This window comes from Curtobacterium sp. Leaf183, from assembly GCF_001424385.1.
GTDB lineage: Bacteria > Actinomycetota > Actinomycetes > Actinomycetales > Microbacteriaceae > Curtobacterium.
The window spans coordinates 164,587-179,551 of sequence record NZ_LMPO01000009.1; the positions used below are offsets into that span (position 1 = coordinate 164,587).

General features: G+C 69.0%; 12 protein-coding genes. 6 read left to right on the plus strand and 6 right to left on the minus strand.

All coding sequences use genetic code 11. From position 1 onward, the window contains the following. Positions 1-97 precede the first annotated feature (97 nt). The 5 genes from ASG04_RS11590 to tkt form a co-directional block, all read right to left on the minus strand. Entirely contained in the window at positions 98-1,042 is a 945-nt protein-coding gene (locus tag ASG04_RS11590; protein WP_056124385.1) for a glucose-6-phosphate dehydrogenase assembly protein OpcA, read from the minus strand. After that, positions 1,039-2,577, minus strand: coding sequence for a glucose-6-phosphate dehydrogenase (gene zwf / locus ASG04_RS11595; protein ID WP_056124388.1), 1,539 nt, complete (start codon positions 2,575-2,577; stop codon positions 1,039-1,041). The genes ASG04_RS11590 and zwf overlap by 4 nt, the downstream gene beginning before the upstream one ends. Positions 2,578-2,599: 22 nt before the next feature. After that, positions 2,600-4,219 (minus strand): glucose-6-phosphate isomerase, encoded by a 1,620-nt coding sequence (locus ASG04_RS11600; RefSeq protein WP_056124391.1) that lies wholly within the window; start codon positions 4,217-4,219, stop codon positions 2,600-2,602. Then, entirely contained in the window at positions 4,219-5,334 is a 1,116-nt protein-coding gene (tal, locus tag ASG04_RS11605) for a transaldolase (protein ID WP_056124394.1), read from the minus strand. Before tal ends, ASG04_RS11600 begins: the two co-directional genes overlap by 1 nt. Before the next feature lie 138 nt (positions 5,335-5,472). Next, entirely contained in the window at positions 5,473-7,569 is a 2,097-nt protein-coding gene (gene tkt, locus ASG04_RS11610; protein ID WP_056124396.1) for a transketolase, read from the minus strand. A gap of 401 nt (positions 7,570-7,970) precedes the next feature. On the opposite strand from tkt, the gene ASG04_RS11615 reads away from it, so the two are divergent. Continuing rightward, entirely contained in the window at positions 7,971-8,894 is a 924-nt protein-coding gene (locus ASG04_RS11615; RefSeq protein ID WP_056124398.1) for a heme o synthase, read from the plus strand. A gap of 454 nt (positions 8,895-9,348) precedes the next feature. On the opposite strand, the gene ASG04_RS11620 is transcribed toward ASG04_RS11615, so the two are convergent. Continuing rightward, complete coding sequence (locus ASG04_RS11620; RefSeq protein ID WP_056124399.1) at positions 9,349-10,320, minus strand: COX15/CtaA family protein; 972 nt, start codon at positions 10,318-10,320, stop codon at positions 9,349-9,351. A gap of 265 nt (positions 10,321-10,585) precedes the next feature. On the opposite strand from ASG04_RS11620, the gene sufB reads away from it, so the two are divergent. The 5 genes from sufB to ASG04_RS11645 all read left to right on the plus strand — a co-directional run bounded on the left by sufB (position 10,586) and on the right by ASG04_RS11645 (position 14,793). Next, positions 10,586-12,004: a Fe-S cluster assembly protein SufB gene (sufB, locus tag ASG04_RS11625; protein WP_056124401.1), complete on the plus strand. Its 1,419-nt coding sequence runs from the start codon at positions 10,586-10,588 to the stop codon at positions 12,002-12,004. After that, positions 12,005-13,282, plus strand: a complete 1,278-nt coding sequence (sufD, locus tag ASG04_RS11630; RefSeq protein ID WP_082518068.1) for a Fe-S cluster assembly protein SufD — start codon at positions 12,005-12,007, stop codon at positions 13,280-13,282. Further along, the gene (locus ASG04_RS11635) at positions 13,282-13,608 is read left to right on the plus strand and encodes a non-heme iron oxygenase ferredoxin subunit (RefSeq protein WP_082518070.1); all 327 of its coding nucleotides are present in this window, start codon (positions 13,282-13,284) and stop codon (positions 13,606-13,608) included. Before sufD ends, ASG04_RS11635 begins: the two co-directional genes overlap by 1 nt. 82 nt (positions 13,609-13,690) lie before the next feature. Further along, positions 13,691-14,464: a Fe-S cluster assembly ATPase SufC gene (gene sufC, locus ASG04_RS11640; protein ID WP_056124404.1), complete on the plus strand. Its 774-nt coding sequence runs from the start codon at positions 13,691-13,693 to the stop codon at positions 14,462-14,464. Beyond that, positions 14,464-14,793, plus strand: a complete 330-nt coding sequence (locus ASG04_RS11645; RefSeq protein ID WP_056124405.1) for a metal-sulfur cluster assembly factor — start codon at positions 14,464-14,466, stop codon at positions 14,791-14,793. The genes sufC and ASG04_RS11645 overlap by 1 nt, the downstream gene beginning before the upstream one ends. The last annotated feature ends 172 nt before the right edge of the window (positions 14,794-14,965 follow it).

Consider the following 14,965-nt stretch of genomic DNA (forward strand, 5'->3'; position numbering starts at 1 on the left):
GACTCCCGTGTTCAGGTCGGCGGGCCGTGGTGGACCGCCTTCGGTCCGGTCGGGTCGCACGTCCGCGCTGGACATGCGACCCGACCGAGTGGTGCGGTCAGTTCGCGATGTGCTCGCGGAGCTGGGCCACCCCGTGCTTGACGACGTCTCCGAAGAGGACGTCCGGGTCGAGTCTACGGAGTTCCTCTGCGAGACAGTCGCGCAGGTTCCGGCGCGGCAGCGACAGGTCGTGCACCGGCTGACCGGGCATCGACAGCGTCGCCACGTCGACCAGGGAGCGCTCGAGCTCGATGGTGCCGGACTCGCGGACGAGCGAGACGCCGTGGATGCCGCTCGAGCCCGTGGCACGCGGGGAGGTCACGACCGACACCGGGACCTGGAGCTGCAGCTGGAGCCACGCGGCGAGGAGGATCGTCGACGGGCTGTCGCTCGCCCCCGACACCTCGACACCGGTGATCGGCTCGTACGGCGGCTGGTCGAGCGCCGCGGCGAGCTGGTTGCGCCAGAGCGTCAGCCGGGTCCACGCGAAGTCGGTGTCACCCGGCACGTACGACTCCGCCAGTGCGGTTATCGCCGCGCTCGGGTCCTTCTGTGTGGCCGCGTCGGTGATGCGCCGCTGGGCGATGCGGCCGAGCGACGACTCGGCCGGCTTCGGCGGCGCGATCCCGGGCCACCAGGCGATGACCGGCGCGTCGGGGAGCAGCAGACCGGTGACCAGGCTCTCCTCGTTCGTGGCGGTCTCGCCGTACGCGCGCAGGACGATGACCTCACTCGCACCCGCGTCGCTGCCGACGCGGATCTGCGCGTCGAGCCGACCGGGCGAGGCGATGTCACCGTCGTTCTTGGACACGATGATGACGCGCATCGGGTGCTCGCGGGATGCCTCGTTCGCGGCCGCGATCGCCTCTTCCTCGTGGCCCAGGGCCGTCGAGATGATCAACGTCAGGACGCGACCCAGTGCGACGGCGCCGCCTTCTTCGCGGATGTGGACGAGGGTCTTCTGGATCTTCGAGACCGTGGTGTTCGGCAGGTCGATCTTCATGGACGCCTCCAGGTCCGGCCGTCGCGGCTCAGCAGGTCGTCGGCCGAGGCCGGACCCCACGTGCCGGGACGGTACTGCTCGGGCTGGCCCTGCGTGCGCCAGAACTCCTCGATGGGGTCGAGGATCTTCCAGGAGAGCTCCACCTCTTGGTGGCGCGGGAACAGCGGTGGGTCGCCGAGGAGTACGTCGAGGATGAGTCGCTCGTACGCCTCGGGGGATGCCTCGGTGAACGCGTGGCCGTAGCCGAAGTCCATCGTCACGTCGCGCACCTGGGTGCCGACGCCGGGGACCTTCGAGCCGAAGCGGAGCGTGACGCCCTCGTCCGGCTGCACGCGGATGACCAGCGCGTTCTGGCCGAGCGGCGACTGCGGGATGCCGAAGACGTCCTCGGGGACGCGCTTGAAGACGATCGCGATCTCCGTGACACGGCGGCCGAGGCGCTTGCCGGCACGCAGGTAGAACGGCACACCCTGCCAACGCCGCGTGGCGATGTTCAACTTGATCGCCGCGAAGGTCTCGGTCGTGGACTCGGGGTTCATGCCCGCTTCCTCGAGGAACCCGAGGACCTTCTCGCCGCCCTGCCAGCCGCCGTCGTACTGCCCGCGGGCGGTCGCCGTGCTGAGGTCGGACGGCAGCTCCACGGCGGAGAGCACCTTCTCCTTCTCGGCACGGAGGTGTCCGGCCTTGAACGAGACGGGCTCCTCCATCGCGGTGAGCGCGAGGAGCTGCAGCAGGTGGTTCTGGATGACGTCGCGTGCCGCACCGATGCCGTCGTAGTACGCCGCGCGTCCGGCGACGCCGATGTCCTCGGCCATCGTGATCTGCACGTGGTCCACGTAGTTCGAGTTCCAGATCGGTTCGTACATCTGGTTCGCGAACCGCAGCGTCAGGAGGTTCTGGACCGTCTCCTTGCCGAGGTAGTGGTCGATGCGGAACACGTCGTCGGGCGCGAAGACGCTCTCGACGATGGCGTTCAGCTCGCGTGCGGTGCGCAGGTCGGACCCGAAGGGCTTCTCCACGACGACACGACTCCACGACCCCTCGGCCTTCTCGGTCAGGCCGGACAGCTTGAGCTGCTCGGTGACGACCGGGAACATCTTGGGCGGGATGGACAGGTAGAAGGCGTGGTTGCCGAGCGTTCCCCGCTCGGCGTCGAGCGCGTCGACGGTCTCCTTGAGCTGGACGAACGCCTCGGGGTCGTCGAACGACCCCTGGACGAAGCGGATGCCCTGTTCGAGCTGCCGCCAGACGTCCTCGTCGAAGGGTGTCCGCGAGTGCTCCTTGACCGCGTCGTGGACGAGCTGGGAGAAGTCCTGGTCCTCCCAGTCACGCCGAGCGAACCCGACCAACGCGAACCCGGGCGGCAGGAGCCCCCGGTTCGCGAGGTCGTAGACCGCGGGCATCAGCTTCTTGCGGGACAGGTCGCCCGTCACGCCGAAGATGATGAGGGTGCTCGGACCCGCGATCCGGTTCAGTCGACGGTCCGTGGGCAACCGGAGCGGGTTGTGCTCCGGGGTGATCGCCACCGGTGACATGTGTCGGTGAACTCCTTTGGTGTCAGGAAGTGGGTGTGGGCCCCTGCAGCGCCGCGGTGACGACGTCCGTCAGTGCCGGGAGGTCCCCGGACGACAGCGTCAGCACCGGACGACCGTGCTGGGCGAGGACGCTGGCGTCCCCGGCAGCCTGGGCCCGGATGAGCTGGCCGAACGTGAAGGGCCGACCGGGGATCCGCAGGTCGCCCGCGTCGTCGGCGAGGATCTGCAGGTACACCCCCGTCGCGGGTCCGCCCTTGTGGTACTGGCCGGTGGAGTGCAGGAAGCGCGGACCCCACCCGAAGGTGACCGGTCGGCCGACGTGCTCGGCGACGACGTCGCGCAGCACCGCGAGTTCGCGGTTCACGTTGCGGTCGACGTAGGCCTGGATGGCGACGTAGCCGTCGGCACCCACGCCTGACAGGAGGCTCAACATGGCCTGGTCGAGGCCGCCGCCGGTCTCGAGACCGGTCGCGGTCACGGTCACGCCGCGGTCCTGGAAGGACGGCGCGGCCGACGGGACGGGCGTGCCGTCGCCGTCGAGCAGCGCACGGGTGGCGACCTTGGCCGCCTCGACGTCGGGCTGGTCGAAGGGGTCGATGCCGAGCAGTCGCCCGGCGACGGCCACGGCGTACTCCCACACCAGGAACTGGCCGCCGAGCGTGCCGGTGATCTCGACCTCGCTCTCGGCGACGTGGCGTTCGTCGTCGCGGGAGCCGACCAGCCGGATGACCTGCAGGTCGGGCAGGTCCGCGGTGAGCTCGGGGGCGTCCACGTCGAGCACGACGGGGAGCAGGCCCGTCCCGGACTTGCCCGTGGACTCGGCGATCAGCTGCTCGGCCCAGTCGGCGAACCCGATGATGTGGGTGCCGTCCGGGACGATGCCGATCTTGTCCCGCAGCGGCGACGTCCCGGCGAGGACCGCTCCGAGCACGAGCCCGGGGTTCTCGTCGATGTCGACTGCGAGCAACGCCGAGATGGCGTCCGCCTCGTCGAGCAGTTCGGCGATGTCCGCACCCGCCAGTCCCGCGGGCACCAGCCCGAAGGCGGTCAGTGCGGAGTACCGCCCGCCGACCGTGGGGTCGGCGGTGAAGACGCGGTAGCCGGCATCGGTCGCGGATGCCTCGAGCGGGGAGCCCGGGTCCGTGACCACGACGATCCGCTGGGCGGGGTCGATGCCGGCGTCGCGGAACGCCTGCTCGTAGGCCCGGCGCTGCGAGTCGGTCTCGAGCGTGGAGCCCGACTTCGACGACACGACGAGCACGGTGCGCTCGAGGCGGTCGGTCAGCGCCGCGGTGACCTGGGCGGGGTCGGTCGAGTCCAGCACCGTCAGGGGGACACCCGCGGTCCGGGTGATGACCTCGGGGGCGAGGGACGAGCCACCCATGCCGGCGAGGACGACGTGGTCGACCCCGTCGGCCAGCAGCTGCTCCCGCAGCTCGACGATGCGGGCCACGAGCGGCCGCGAGACCGCCACTGCCTCGACCCAGCCGAGGCGCGATGCGGCCTCGGTCTCCGCCGAGGGACCCCAGAGGTCGGGGTCCTGGGCGGTGATGCCCGACGCCACCAGGTCGGTGACGAGGCGCGGGACCACCTGTTCGATGGCCCGCGCCGCGTCACCGCTGGCGGCGATGGAGACAGTCACTACTTCTTGGCGTTCTCGAGGGCCGTCTTCACGGTGTCGACGAGCTCACCCCAGGAGACGTTGAACTTGTCCACGCCCTCCTTCTCGAGGAGCGCCACGACGTCGTCGTAGTCGATTCCCTGCGCCGCGAGCTGGTCCATGACCCGGTTGGCGTCGTCGTACTGTCCGGCGATCGCGTCACCGTGGATCTCGCCGTGGTCGAACGTGGCCTCCAGCGTCTTGCCGGGCATGGTGTTGACCGTGTTCGGTGCGGCGAGCTCGGTCACGTACAGCGTGTCGGGCAGCGACGGGTCCTTGACGCCGGTCGAGGCCCAGAGCGGACGCTGCGTGTTGGCACCGGCCTCGAGCAGGCCGAGGGCACGCTCCGAGGCGAAGGCCTGGGTCCAGACCTGGTAGGCGAGCTGCGCGTTGGCGATGCCGGCCTTCGACTTGAGGGCCTTGGCCTCGTCCGTGCCGACGGCGTCGAGGCGCTTGTCGATCTCGGAGTCGACGCGCGACACGAAGAACGACGCCACCGAGTGGATCTTCGACAGGTCGTGGCCAGCGGCCTTGGCCTTCTCGAGACCGCCGAGGTAGGCGTCGATGACGGCGCGGTAGCGCTCGAGCGAGAAGATCAGCGTGACGTTGACCGAGATGCCGGCGCCGATGACCTCGGTGATCGCCTCGAGGCCCTCGATCGTCGCGGGGATCTTGATGAGGACGTTCTCGCGGCCGACCTTCTCGAACAGGAACTTGGCCTGCTCGATGGTCTTGGCGGTCTCGTGCGCCAGGCCCGGCTCGACCTCGATCGACACGCGGCCGTCGAAGCCCTTGGTGTCGTCGTAGATCGCCTTGAAGACGTCGGAGGCGTTGGCGACGTCCTGCGTGGTGATCTCGAAGATCGCCTCGGTGACGTCGGTGTCCTTCGCCGCGAGCTCCTTGACCTGGGCGTCGTAGCGCTCGCCCTTGGCGAGGGCCGACGCGAAGATCGTCGGGTTGGTCGTCACGCCGACGACGTTGCGGTCCTTGATGAGGTTCTCGAGACGACCGGTCTCGAGCAGTTCGCGGGACAGGTCGTCGAGCCAGATGCTCACGCCGGTGGCGGAGAGCGCTTCGGTGGGGGTGGTGTCAGCCATGTGTTTCTCTTCTTTCGTCGACTTGGTGCGTCGGGGTCTGTGGGGGCGAGCCCCTGAAGACGGGAGGTGACGTGCGGAGCCGCCCGGAGCCTCCCGTGCGGAGGGCCGGGCCCGTGTACCGGACCCGGCCCTCACGACTCAGGATGCTGCTGCGATGGTTTCCTTCGCGGCTGCGACGACGTGCTCGGTGGTGAAGCCGAACTCGTTGTACAGCGTCTGGTAGTCCGCCGAGGCGCCGAAGTGCTCGATCGAGACGCTGCGACCGGCGTCGCCGACGATGTCGCGCCAGCTCATGCCGATGCCGGCCTCGACCGACACGCGGGCCTTGACCGAGGACGGGAGCACCGACTCGCGGTAGGCCTCGTCCTGCTCGAAGAACCACTCGAGCGACGGCGCCGACACGACGCGGGCGTTGATGCCCTCGCCCTTGAGCTGCTCGCGCGCGTCGATCGCGATCTGCACCTCGGAGCCGGAGCCGATGAGGATGACGTCCGGGGTGCCGTTCGGCGCCTCGGCGAGCACGTACGCGCCCTTCGCGACGTTCTTGGCGGACGCGAGGGTCTCGCCGGAGGCATCGCCCTCGCCACGCTCGAACACCGGGAGGTTCTGGCGGCTGAGCGCCAGACCGGCCGGGCGGTCGGTGTGCGACAGGACCGTCAGCCACGCGTACGCGACCTCGTTGGCGTCGGCCGGACGGACGACGTCGAGACCCGGGATCGCGCGGAGTGCCGTGAGCTGCTCGATCGGCTGGTGGGTGGGGCCGTCCTCGCCGAGGGCGATGGAGTCGTGCGTCCAGACGTAGACCGCCGGCGCCTTCATGAGCGCGGCGAGACGGACCGCCGGGCGCATGTAGTCGCTGAAGATCAGGAACGTGCCACCGAAGGGGCGCGTGTTGCCGTGCAGGACGATGCCGTTGAGGATCGCGCCCATGGCGTGCTCGCGGATGCCGAAGTGCAGCACACGACCGAACGGGTCGGTGCTCCAGGTCGACGTCGAGGCCTCGGCCGGACCGAAGGACTTGGCGTCCTCGATCGTGGTCAGGTTCGACTCGGCGAGGTCGGCGGACCCACCCCAGAACTCGGGCATCAGCGGCGCGATGGCGTTGATGACCTTGCCCGAGGCGGCACGGGTCGAGACGGCCTTCTCGGTGGAGAACACCGGGAGCGCTGCCTCGAGGCCCTCGGGGAGCTCCTTGGCCTGCATGCGGTCGAACAGGGCCTTCTTGTCGGCGTTGGCCGCGGCCCACGCGTCGAAGGTCTTCTGCCACTCGGCGTGCTGGGCCTGGCCCTTGGCGACGGCGCCGCGCGTGTACTCGAGCACCTCGGGGGCGACCTCGAAGGTCTTGTCCGTGTCGAAGCCGAGGACCTCCTTGAGGCCCTTGATCTCGTCGGCGCCGAGCGCCGAACCGTGGATCTTGCCCGAGTTCTGCTTGGTGGGCGACGGCCAGCCGATGATCGTCTTGAGGACGATGAGCGACGGCTTGTCCGTGACCTGCTTGGCGGTCTCGATGGCTGCGTACAGCTCCTCGACGTCCTCGTGGTACTCGCCGGTCTTCTTCCAGTCGACGATCTGGACGTGCCAGCCGAGCGCTTCGTAGCGCTCGGGGACGCTCTCGGAGAACGCGATGTCGGTGTTGTCCTCGATCGAGATCTGGTTCGAGTCGTAGAACGCGATGAGGTTGCCGAGCTGCTGCCGTCCGGCGAGCGAACCGGCTTCGTTCGTGATGCCCTCCTGCATGTCGCCGTCACCGGCGATCACGTAGGTGTGGTGGTCGAACGCGGACTGACCGGCCGGGGTCTCCGGGTCGAAGAGGCCGCGCTCGAATCGCTGCGCGTAGGCGAAGCCGACCGACGAGGCCAGGCCCTGGCCGAGCGGCCCGGTTGTGATCTCGACACCGTCCGTGTGGCCGTACTCCGGGTGACCCGGCGTCTTCGAGCCCCACTTGCGCAGGTGCTGCAGGTCGTCGATCTCGAGGCCGTAGCCGCCGAGGTAGAACTGCACGTACTGCAGGATCGAGGCGTGACCCGCGGAGAGGATGAAGCGGTCACGGCCGATCCACGTGGAGTCGCTCGGGTCGCGGTGCATCACCTTCTGGAAGAGGAGGTGGGCGAGCGGGGCGAGGCTCATCGCGGTGCCGGGGTGACCGTTGCCGGCGGCCTCGACCGAATCGGCGGCGAGCACGCGGGCCGTGTCGACGGCCTTCTTGTCGATGGCGTCCCAGGTGAATTCAGCCACTTGGATGTTGACCCTTCTTGATGCGACATGTGCGAGGGCTCGTGCCATCGCACGGACATGGTTGCCACCCGGGGCCCTGGTCTGGTCACCGGTGGACGGCGACCGACCGGCTCGTGGAGCGGCCGGCGTCATCGGGGCACACAGCGGGAGGCCCCACCAGCATAGTGAACCGCCACACAGAAGGTCCCCAGGTGACGCCGGATGTTCACGTGATCCGGCCTCTGCGGCCCGTGGACCGGGCGTGTCGGGGGAGCGGGGCAGCATCGCGGCGCTTCCATCACGTAAACTGTCCAGGACCCGTGAGCATTCCGGGTCAGCGCATGCCCGGACGCCGACGGCGACGTCCACCGAGTGTGCGAGCTGAAGCGAACAGACTGAAGGTCCCCTTGCCGACTGCCACCGTGACCAGGCCCGACACCGGTCGTCCCTCGACCCTGTCCCGCAAGGTCCGAGCGTACGTCTCGCTGACGAAGCCGCGGGTCATGGAGCTGTTGCTCGTGACGACCGCACCGACGATGTTCCTCGCCCAGCGGGGCGTGCCCGACCTGTGGCTGGTCTTCTGGACGCTGCTCGGCGGCGCGATGTCCGCCGGGTCCGCGTCGGCCTTCAACTGCTACATCGACCGCGACATCGACCGCCTGATGAAGCGCACCAGTGCGCGCCCGCTCGTCACCGGCGAGCTCACCGACCGCCAGGCCCTGGTCTTCTCGTGGATCCTGGCGATCGGTTCGACCGCCGTGCTCGGGTTCCTGGTCAACTGGCTCGCCGCCGCCCTGAGCGTGGCCGCGATCCTGATCTACGTGTTCGTCTACACGCTGTGGCTCAAGCGTCGCACCCCGCAGAACATCGTCTGGGGCGGCTCCGCCGGCTGCATGCCCGTGCTCATCGGATGGGCCGCGGTCACCGGGTCGCTGACCTGGGCGCCGGTCATCCTGTTCATGGTGATCTTCCTGTGGACGCCGCCGCACTACTGGCCGCTGTCGATGAAGTACCGCGATGACTACGACGCCGCCTCGGTGCCGATGCTCGCCGTGGTCCGCGGTCGCACGGTCGTCGGCCTGCAGGTCGTGCTGTACGCCTGGGCCACGCTGGTCTGCTCGCTGCTGCTGATCCCGGTCGCCCACATGGGGCCGCTGTACACGGTCGTCGCCCTGGCTGGTGGCGTGTGGTTCGTCATCGAGTCGCACAAGCTGTACAACCGGGCCATCCAGCACGTCGAGCACGTCCACCCGATGCGGGTGTTCCACAGCTCGATCACGTACCTGACGCTGCTGTTCATCGCCGTGGGCATCGACCCGCTCCTGCCGCAGGTCTTCACCTTCTAGCGGTCGGCGCTGCCCGCGCGGCGCTGCGCGAGACGCCGCGGCGCCGCCGAGACGCCGCCGCGCATCCGGGACGCCGCCCCACGGGGCGGCGTCCCGCGGTTCCAGCGGCGTCTCGTGTCCCACGCGGACGGTCAGCCGCATGATCGCTGCGTCGCCTCCTGATCGCCGTCGGAAGATGCGGACGCATGAGACGACATGGCACCGGTCGATCGACTCGTGCGATGACGGAACATGCGGACGCAAGTGACCGACACCAGGCGGCACCCGTGGGACTGCATCTTCGCGGGTGACGGGTCACGGGTCACGGGCCACCGTCCACGGCCTGGAGGCTCGTCACCGGCTCGCACCGTTCCTCCCCTCCGACGGCGGACCGCCGCAGGGCCGGCCCGGCCCGGCAGGCCGCGCGTGCGTCCGGGATCCGGGCGAGCACCGCGGCGCTCCGAACTGCGTGCCCCTAGCGGGGGAACGGTGCGCGGACGGCGTCGCGTCCGGCGCTCGCGCGAGTGGAGAGCGTCACGACCGTGACAGCGCCCACGAGCAGCCCGGCGAGCACCATGTGGGTCCCGACCAGTCCGACCGGCAGGGCCGTGCGCGCCTGGGTCAGGCCGACCGCGATCTGGACGAACTCGACCACGAGCAGCACCAGCGCCCACTTGCTCGACAGGCGGAGCCGCACGGCGCCGACGACGAGCACGAGCGTCAGGGCGAAGAGCACGTAGGCGGGGACCGCGTGCACGTGCTGCAGCACGGCGGGGTCGAGCCCGGTGCGGTGCAGTCGGCCGCCGTCGACCGCCTCGTCGGCACCGGCATGCGGACCGCTGCCGGTGGTCAGGATGCCGATCAGCACGGTGACGACGGTCGCGGCGATGGTCCCGCCCACGACACCGCGGTACCAGCGCGGCACCGTGCGTCGAGCCGTGCGGGGGCCGTTCGTCGAGCGGTACACGAGCGTGGACGTGACCGCGACGAGGGCCGTCGAGACGACGAAGTGCAGGCCGACGACGTAGGGGTTCAGGTTGGTCAGGACACTCAGGCCGCCGATGACCGCCTGTACCGGGATCGCTGCGCCCTGGGCGAACGCCAGCCAGAACAGCTCGGGGCGGGTCCCGCGCATCCGGACGACGGCCAGGAACATCGCGATCGCCACGATGACGAGCACGAAGGTCAGCAGCCGGTTGCCGAACTCGATGACGCCGTGCACGCCCATCTCCGGCGTCGACACGAGCGAGTCCGCCGTGCATCGGGGCCAGGTCGGGCATCCGAGCCCGGACGCGGTCAGGCGGACGAGCCCTCCGGTGCCGATGAGGACGACCTCGACGACGAACGAGGCCCAGGCCAGGACGACGACGCGGGGGTCGACGACACGGGGGAGGGACCACCACGGGGTGCGGACGTCCTGCTCGGCTTCAGATGCGACGCGAGTCACGAGGGTGGTGCCTTCCTGTCGTTCTGCGCGGTTGCCCTGTAGGATTCGAGGGTTCAGCAGCAGTCAAGTCTAGGCAGGCGCCGGCTCCGAATGGGCCGAGATCGCCGGTGGAACCCAGCACTGCGTGGAACCATGACGTTGCGAGGCAGCAGCTGCGTGATCCCCTGCTCGACCGGTCGGTCGTGTCGGTGGTCCGCGATGGAATGGCATCCGGCAGCCGCCGGTTGCCGCCAGGGAACTGCCCCGAGAAGGAAACGAGGAGACCATGTCCGACGTGCTCATCGACCGTCCAGAACTCGAGGGACTCGGCCAGTACGAGTTCGGCTGGTCCGACTCCGACTCCGCCGGTGCCTCGGCCCGCCGTGGCATCTCGGACGAGGTCGTCACCGACATCTCGAACCTCAAGAACGAGCCCGAGTGGATGCTCAAGAACCGGCTCAAGGGGCTCTCGCTCTTCGGTCGCAAGCCGATGCCGACGTGGGGCGCCGACCTGTCGGGCATCGACTTCGACAACATCAAGTACTTCGTCCGCTCCACCGAGAAGCAGGCGCAGTCGTGGGAAGACCTCCCCGAGGACATCCGCGCCACCTACGAGAAGCTCGGCATCCCCGAGGCTGAGCGCCAGCGTCTGGTCGCCGGCGTCGCCGCGCAGTACGAGTCCGAGGTCGTCTACCACCAGATCCGCGAGGACCTGGAGCAGCAGGGCGTCATCTTCATGGACACGGACACCGCGCTCCGTGAGCACCCCGAGCTCTTCCAGGAGTACTTCGGCACGGTCATCCCGGCCGGCGACAACAAGTTCGCTGCCCTGAACACCGCGGTGTGGTCCGGCGGGTCGTTCGTCTACGTCCCCAAGGGCGTCCACGTCGAGATCCCGCTGCAGGCCTACTTCCGCATCAACACCGAGAACATGGGCCAGTTCGAGCGGACGCTGATCATCGCGGACGAGGACAGCTACGTCCACTACATCGAGGGCTGCACCGCCCCGATCTACAAGTCCGACTCGCTGCACTCCGCCGTCGTCGAGATCATCGTGAAGAAGAACGCCCGCGTGCGCTACACGACGATCCAGAACTGGTCGAACAACGTCTACAACCTCGTCACCAAGCGTGCCATCGCGCACGAGGGCGCCACGATGGAGTGGATCGACGGCAACATCGGGTCCAAGGTCACGATGAAGTACCCGTCGATCTACCTCGCCGGTGAGCACGCCAAGGGTGAGACCCTGTCGGTCGCCTTCGCCGGTCCCGGGCAGCACCAGGACGCCGGCGCCAAGATGATCCACATGGCGCCGTACACGACGTCGTCGATCGTGTCGAAGTCGATCGCCCGTGGCGGTGGCCGCGCCGGCTACCGCGGCGAGGTCCGGGTCGACCCGAGCGCGCACCACGCCGCCAACACGGTGCGGTGCGACGCGCTGCTGGTCGACACGATCAGCCGATCGGACACCTACCCGGCGATCGACATCCGCGTGGACGACGTCCAGCTCGGACACGAGGCCACGGTCTCGCGGGTCAGCGAAGAGCAGCTCTTCTACCTCATGTCTCGCGGTCTGGCCGAGGACGAGGCGATGGCCATGATCGTCCGCGGCTTCATCGAGCCCATCGCGCGCGAACTCCCGATGGAGTACGCGCTCGAACTCAACAAGCTCATCGAGATGAGCATGGAAGGATCCGTCGGCTAGATGTCGAGCTCCACCCCCACCCCCCGTATCGACCAGCCGATCGAGCCGGCGTCCGGCACCGAGCGCAGCACTGGCGGCCTCGAGCAGCATGGCGCTCGCGCGCACTCGGACGGCGCCTGGGAGTCGAAGGTCCCCATCCAGACCCGGTCGCAGCGTCCGCAGTCCGGCGACATCGAGGCCTACCCCGCGGTCACCGGCCGCGAGGTCAACTGGAAATTCGCGCCGCTCGACAAGATCCAGCCGCTGCTCGACGGCGGACTCGACGGCTCGGCGTACCCGTACCTCGCGACCCAGACCGACGGCGCCGACGTCGAGTGGGTCCGCAGCGACGACGCCCGGGTCGGCTCTGCCGGACTCCCCGAGGACCGAGCGTCCGCCGCCGCATGGACCGCGCGCGACGCCGTCCTCGCCGTGACGGTGAAGGCGACCGACGCGAACGAGTCGATGACCATCACGCGGTCCGACTTCGGCACGCAGCCGCGAGCGGCGCACACGGTCATCACGGCCGAAGCGCACGCCCAGGGCATCGTCGTGATCGACAACCGCGGCAGCGCGCTGCTCAGTGAGAACGTCGAGATCGTGGTGGGCGACGGGGCACGACTGACGGTCGTCAGCCTGCAGGACTGGGCCGACGACGCCGTGCACGTGGCCACCCACTGGGCCGAGGTCGGGCGCGACGCCTTCCTCAAGCACGTCGTGGTCTCGCTCGGCGGTGACGTGATCCGTGTCAACCCGTCCACGCACCTCGGCGCCCAGGGGGCCGACACCGAGATGTACGGCGTGTACTTCGCCGACGCCGGTCAGTACATCGAACAGCAGGTCTACGTGAACCACGACGCGCCGAACACGCGCGGTCGGGTCAACTACAAGGGTGCGCTGCAGGGGCAGGGTGCTCACACCGTGTGGATCGGCGACGTGCTCATCGGGCGCTCCGGGGACGGCACGGACTCGTACGAGCAGAACCGCAACCTGGTCCTGACCGACGGCACCCGTGCGGACAGCATCCCGAACCTCGAGATCGAGACCGGCAACATCGAGGGTGCCGGCCACGCCAGCGCCACCGGTCGGTTCGACGACGAGCAGCTCTTCTACCTGCAGGCCCGCGGCATCCCGGAAGAAGAGGCCCGGCGTCTGGTCGTCCTCGGCTTCCTGGTCGAGGTCATCCAGAAGATCGGCGCCCCCGAGCTCGAGGCACGCCTGATCGCGGCCGTCGAGCAGGAGCTCCTCGAAGGACGCACCGTGCTCGCTGCACCCGCGACCGGAACCACGGACGCCTGATGGCCGAGAAGATCTGCGCCGAGACGGACATCGCGGTCGAGAGCCCGATGCGCGTCGTCGTCGACGGCGTCGCGGTCGCGATCGTGAAGGACTCCGCCGGCACCGTGCACGCGATCGGCGACACCTGCACCCACGGGGACATCTCCCTGGCCGAGGGCTTCGTCGAAGGGGACTCGCTCGAGTGCTGGGCCCACGGTTCGCAGTTCTCGCTGACCACTGGCAAGCCGCAGAACTTCCCGGCGTACGAGCCCGTCCCCGTGTTCCGGGTCGAGGTCCGCGACGGCGAGGTCTACGTCGACGTGCACGACCCCGTCCCGGTCGACTGAGACCCATGTGCTCCGGCCGGACACGGCCACCACTCACTTCCCGCGGCTGACGCCGCACACCAGCTGCAACCGGAGGAACCCAATGTCCACTTTCGAAATCCGCGACCTGCAGGTCTCGATCGACACCGACCAGGGGGTCAAGGAGATCCTCAAGGGCGTCGACCTGACCATCAACGAGGGCGAGATCCACGCGATCATGGGCCCGAACGGCTCGGGCAAGTCGACGCTGGCCTACACGATCGCCGGTCACCCCCGCTACCACGTCGTCGGCGGCTCGATCACGCTCGACGGACAGAACGTGCTCGACATGAGCGTGGACGAGCGTGCCCGCGCCGGCATGTTCCTCGCCATGCAGTACCCGGTCGAGATCCCCGGCGTGACCGTGTCGAACTTCCTGCGCACGGCGAAGACCGCCATCGACGGCGAGGCCCCCGCGCTCCGCAGCTGGGTCAAGGACCTCCGCACCTCGATGGCCGACCTCAAGATGGACTCGGCCTTCGCGGAGCGCAACGTCAACGAGGGCTTCTCCGGCGGCGAGAAGAAGCGCCACGAGATCATGCAGCTCGAGCTGCTCAAGCCGAAGTTCGCCGTCCTCGACGAGACCGACTCGGGACTCGACGTCGACGCGCTGAAGATCGTGTCCGAGGGCGTCAACCGCGCCAAGGCCGCCACTGGCCTCGGCGTGCTGCTCATCACGCACTACACGCGCATCCTCCGGTACATCAAGCCCGACTTCGTGCACGTGTTCGTCGCCGGCAAGATCGCCGAGCAGGGCGGACCCGAGCTGGCCGACCGCCTCGAGAACGAGGGCTACGACCGGTACGTGCAGGCCGAGGCAGCGGCGGCGGGCAACTGATGATCACCGCACTCGCACCGGAGAAGTTCGACGAGGTCGTCGAGGGCCTGAAAGAGGTGCAGGACCCGGAGCTCGGCGTCAACATCGTCGACCTCGGCCTCATCTACGACCTGGCCTGGGACGACGAGGCGACGGCGCTCATCATCAGCATGACGCTCACCAGCGCGGGCTGCCCGCTGACCGACGTCATCGAGGGCGACACCGCCAACGCGCTCGACGGCATCGTCGACGCCTTCCGCATCAACTGGGTGTGGATGCCGCCGTGGGGCCCGGACCGCATCACCGACGACGGTCGCGAGATGATGCGCGCGCTCGGCTTCTCGATCTAGTCGCGACCTCGCACACGAACGGGAGGCCCGGTGCCAGCTGGCACCGGGCCTCCCGTTCGTCGTGTGGGTCCATGCCACTGCGTGTGGTTCCGTGACTTGCCGCTCACGGCTTCCGAGGTTCCGCAGGTGGACGGTGCCGGGCGTCGAGGTTCCGGAATTCCGGAACCTCGAC

What these genes read in the sequence shown, in the direction of transcription:
- ASG04_RS11590 (WP_056124385.1), bottom strand. Translation starts at nt 1,042, where the DNA reads ATGAAGATCGACCTGCCGAACACCACGGTCTCGAAGATCCAGAAGACC.
- zwf (WP_056124388.1), bottom strand. Translation starts at nt 2,577, where the DNA reads ATGTCACCGGTGGCGATCACCCCGGAGCACAACCCGCTCCGGTTGCCC.
- tal (WP_056124394.1), bottom strand. Translation starts at nt 5,334, where the DNA reads ATGGCTGACACCACCCCCACCGAAGCGCTCTCCGCCACCGGCGTGAGC.
- sufB (WP_056124401.1), top strand. Translation starts at nt 10,586, where the DNA reads ATGTCCGACGTGCTCATCGACCGTCCAGAACTCGAGGGACTCGGCCAG.
- sufD (WP_082518068.1), top strand. Translation starts at nt 12,005, where the DNA reads ATGTCGAGCTCCACCCCCACCCCCCGTATCGACCAGCCGATCGAGCCG.
- ASG04_RS11635 (WP_082518070.1), top strand. Translation starts at nt 13,282, where the DNA reads ATGGCCGAGAAGATCTGCGCCGAGACGGACATCGCGGTCGAGAGCCCG.
- sufC (WP_056124404.1), top strand. Translation starts at nt 13,691, where the DNA reads ATGTCCACTTTCGAAATCCGCGACCTGCAGGTCTCGATCGACACCGAC.
- ASG04_RS11645 (WP_056124405.1), top strand. Translation starts at nt 14,464, where the DNA reads ATGATCACCGCACTCGCACCGGAGAAGTTCGACGAGGTCGTCGAGGGC.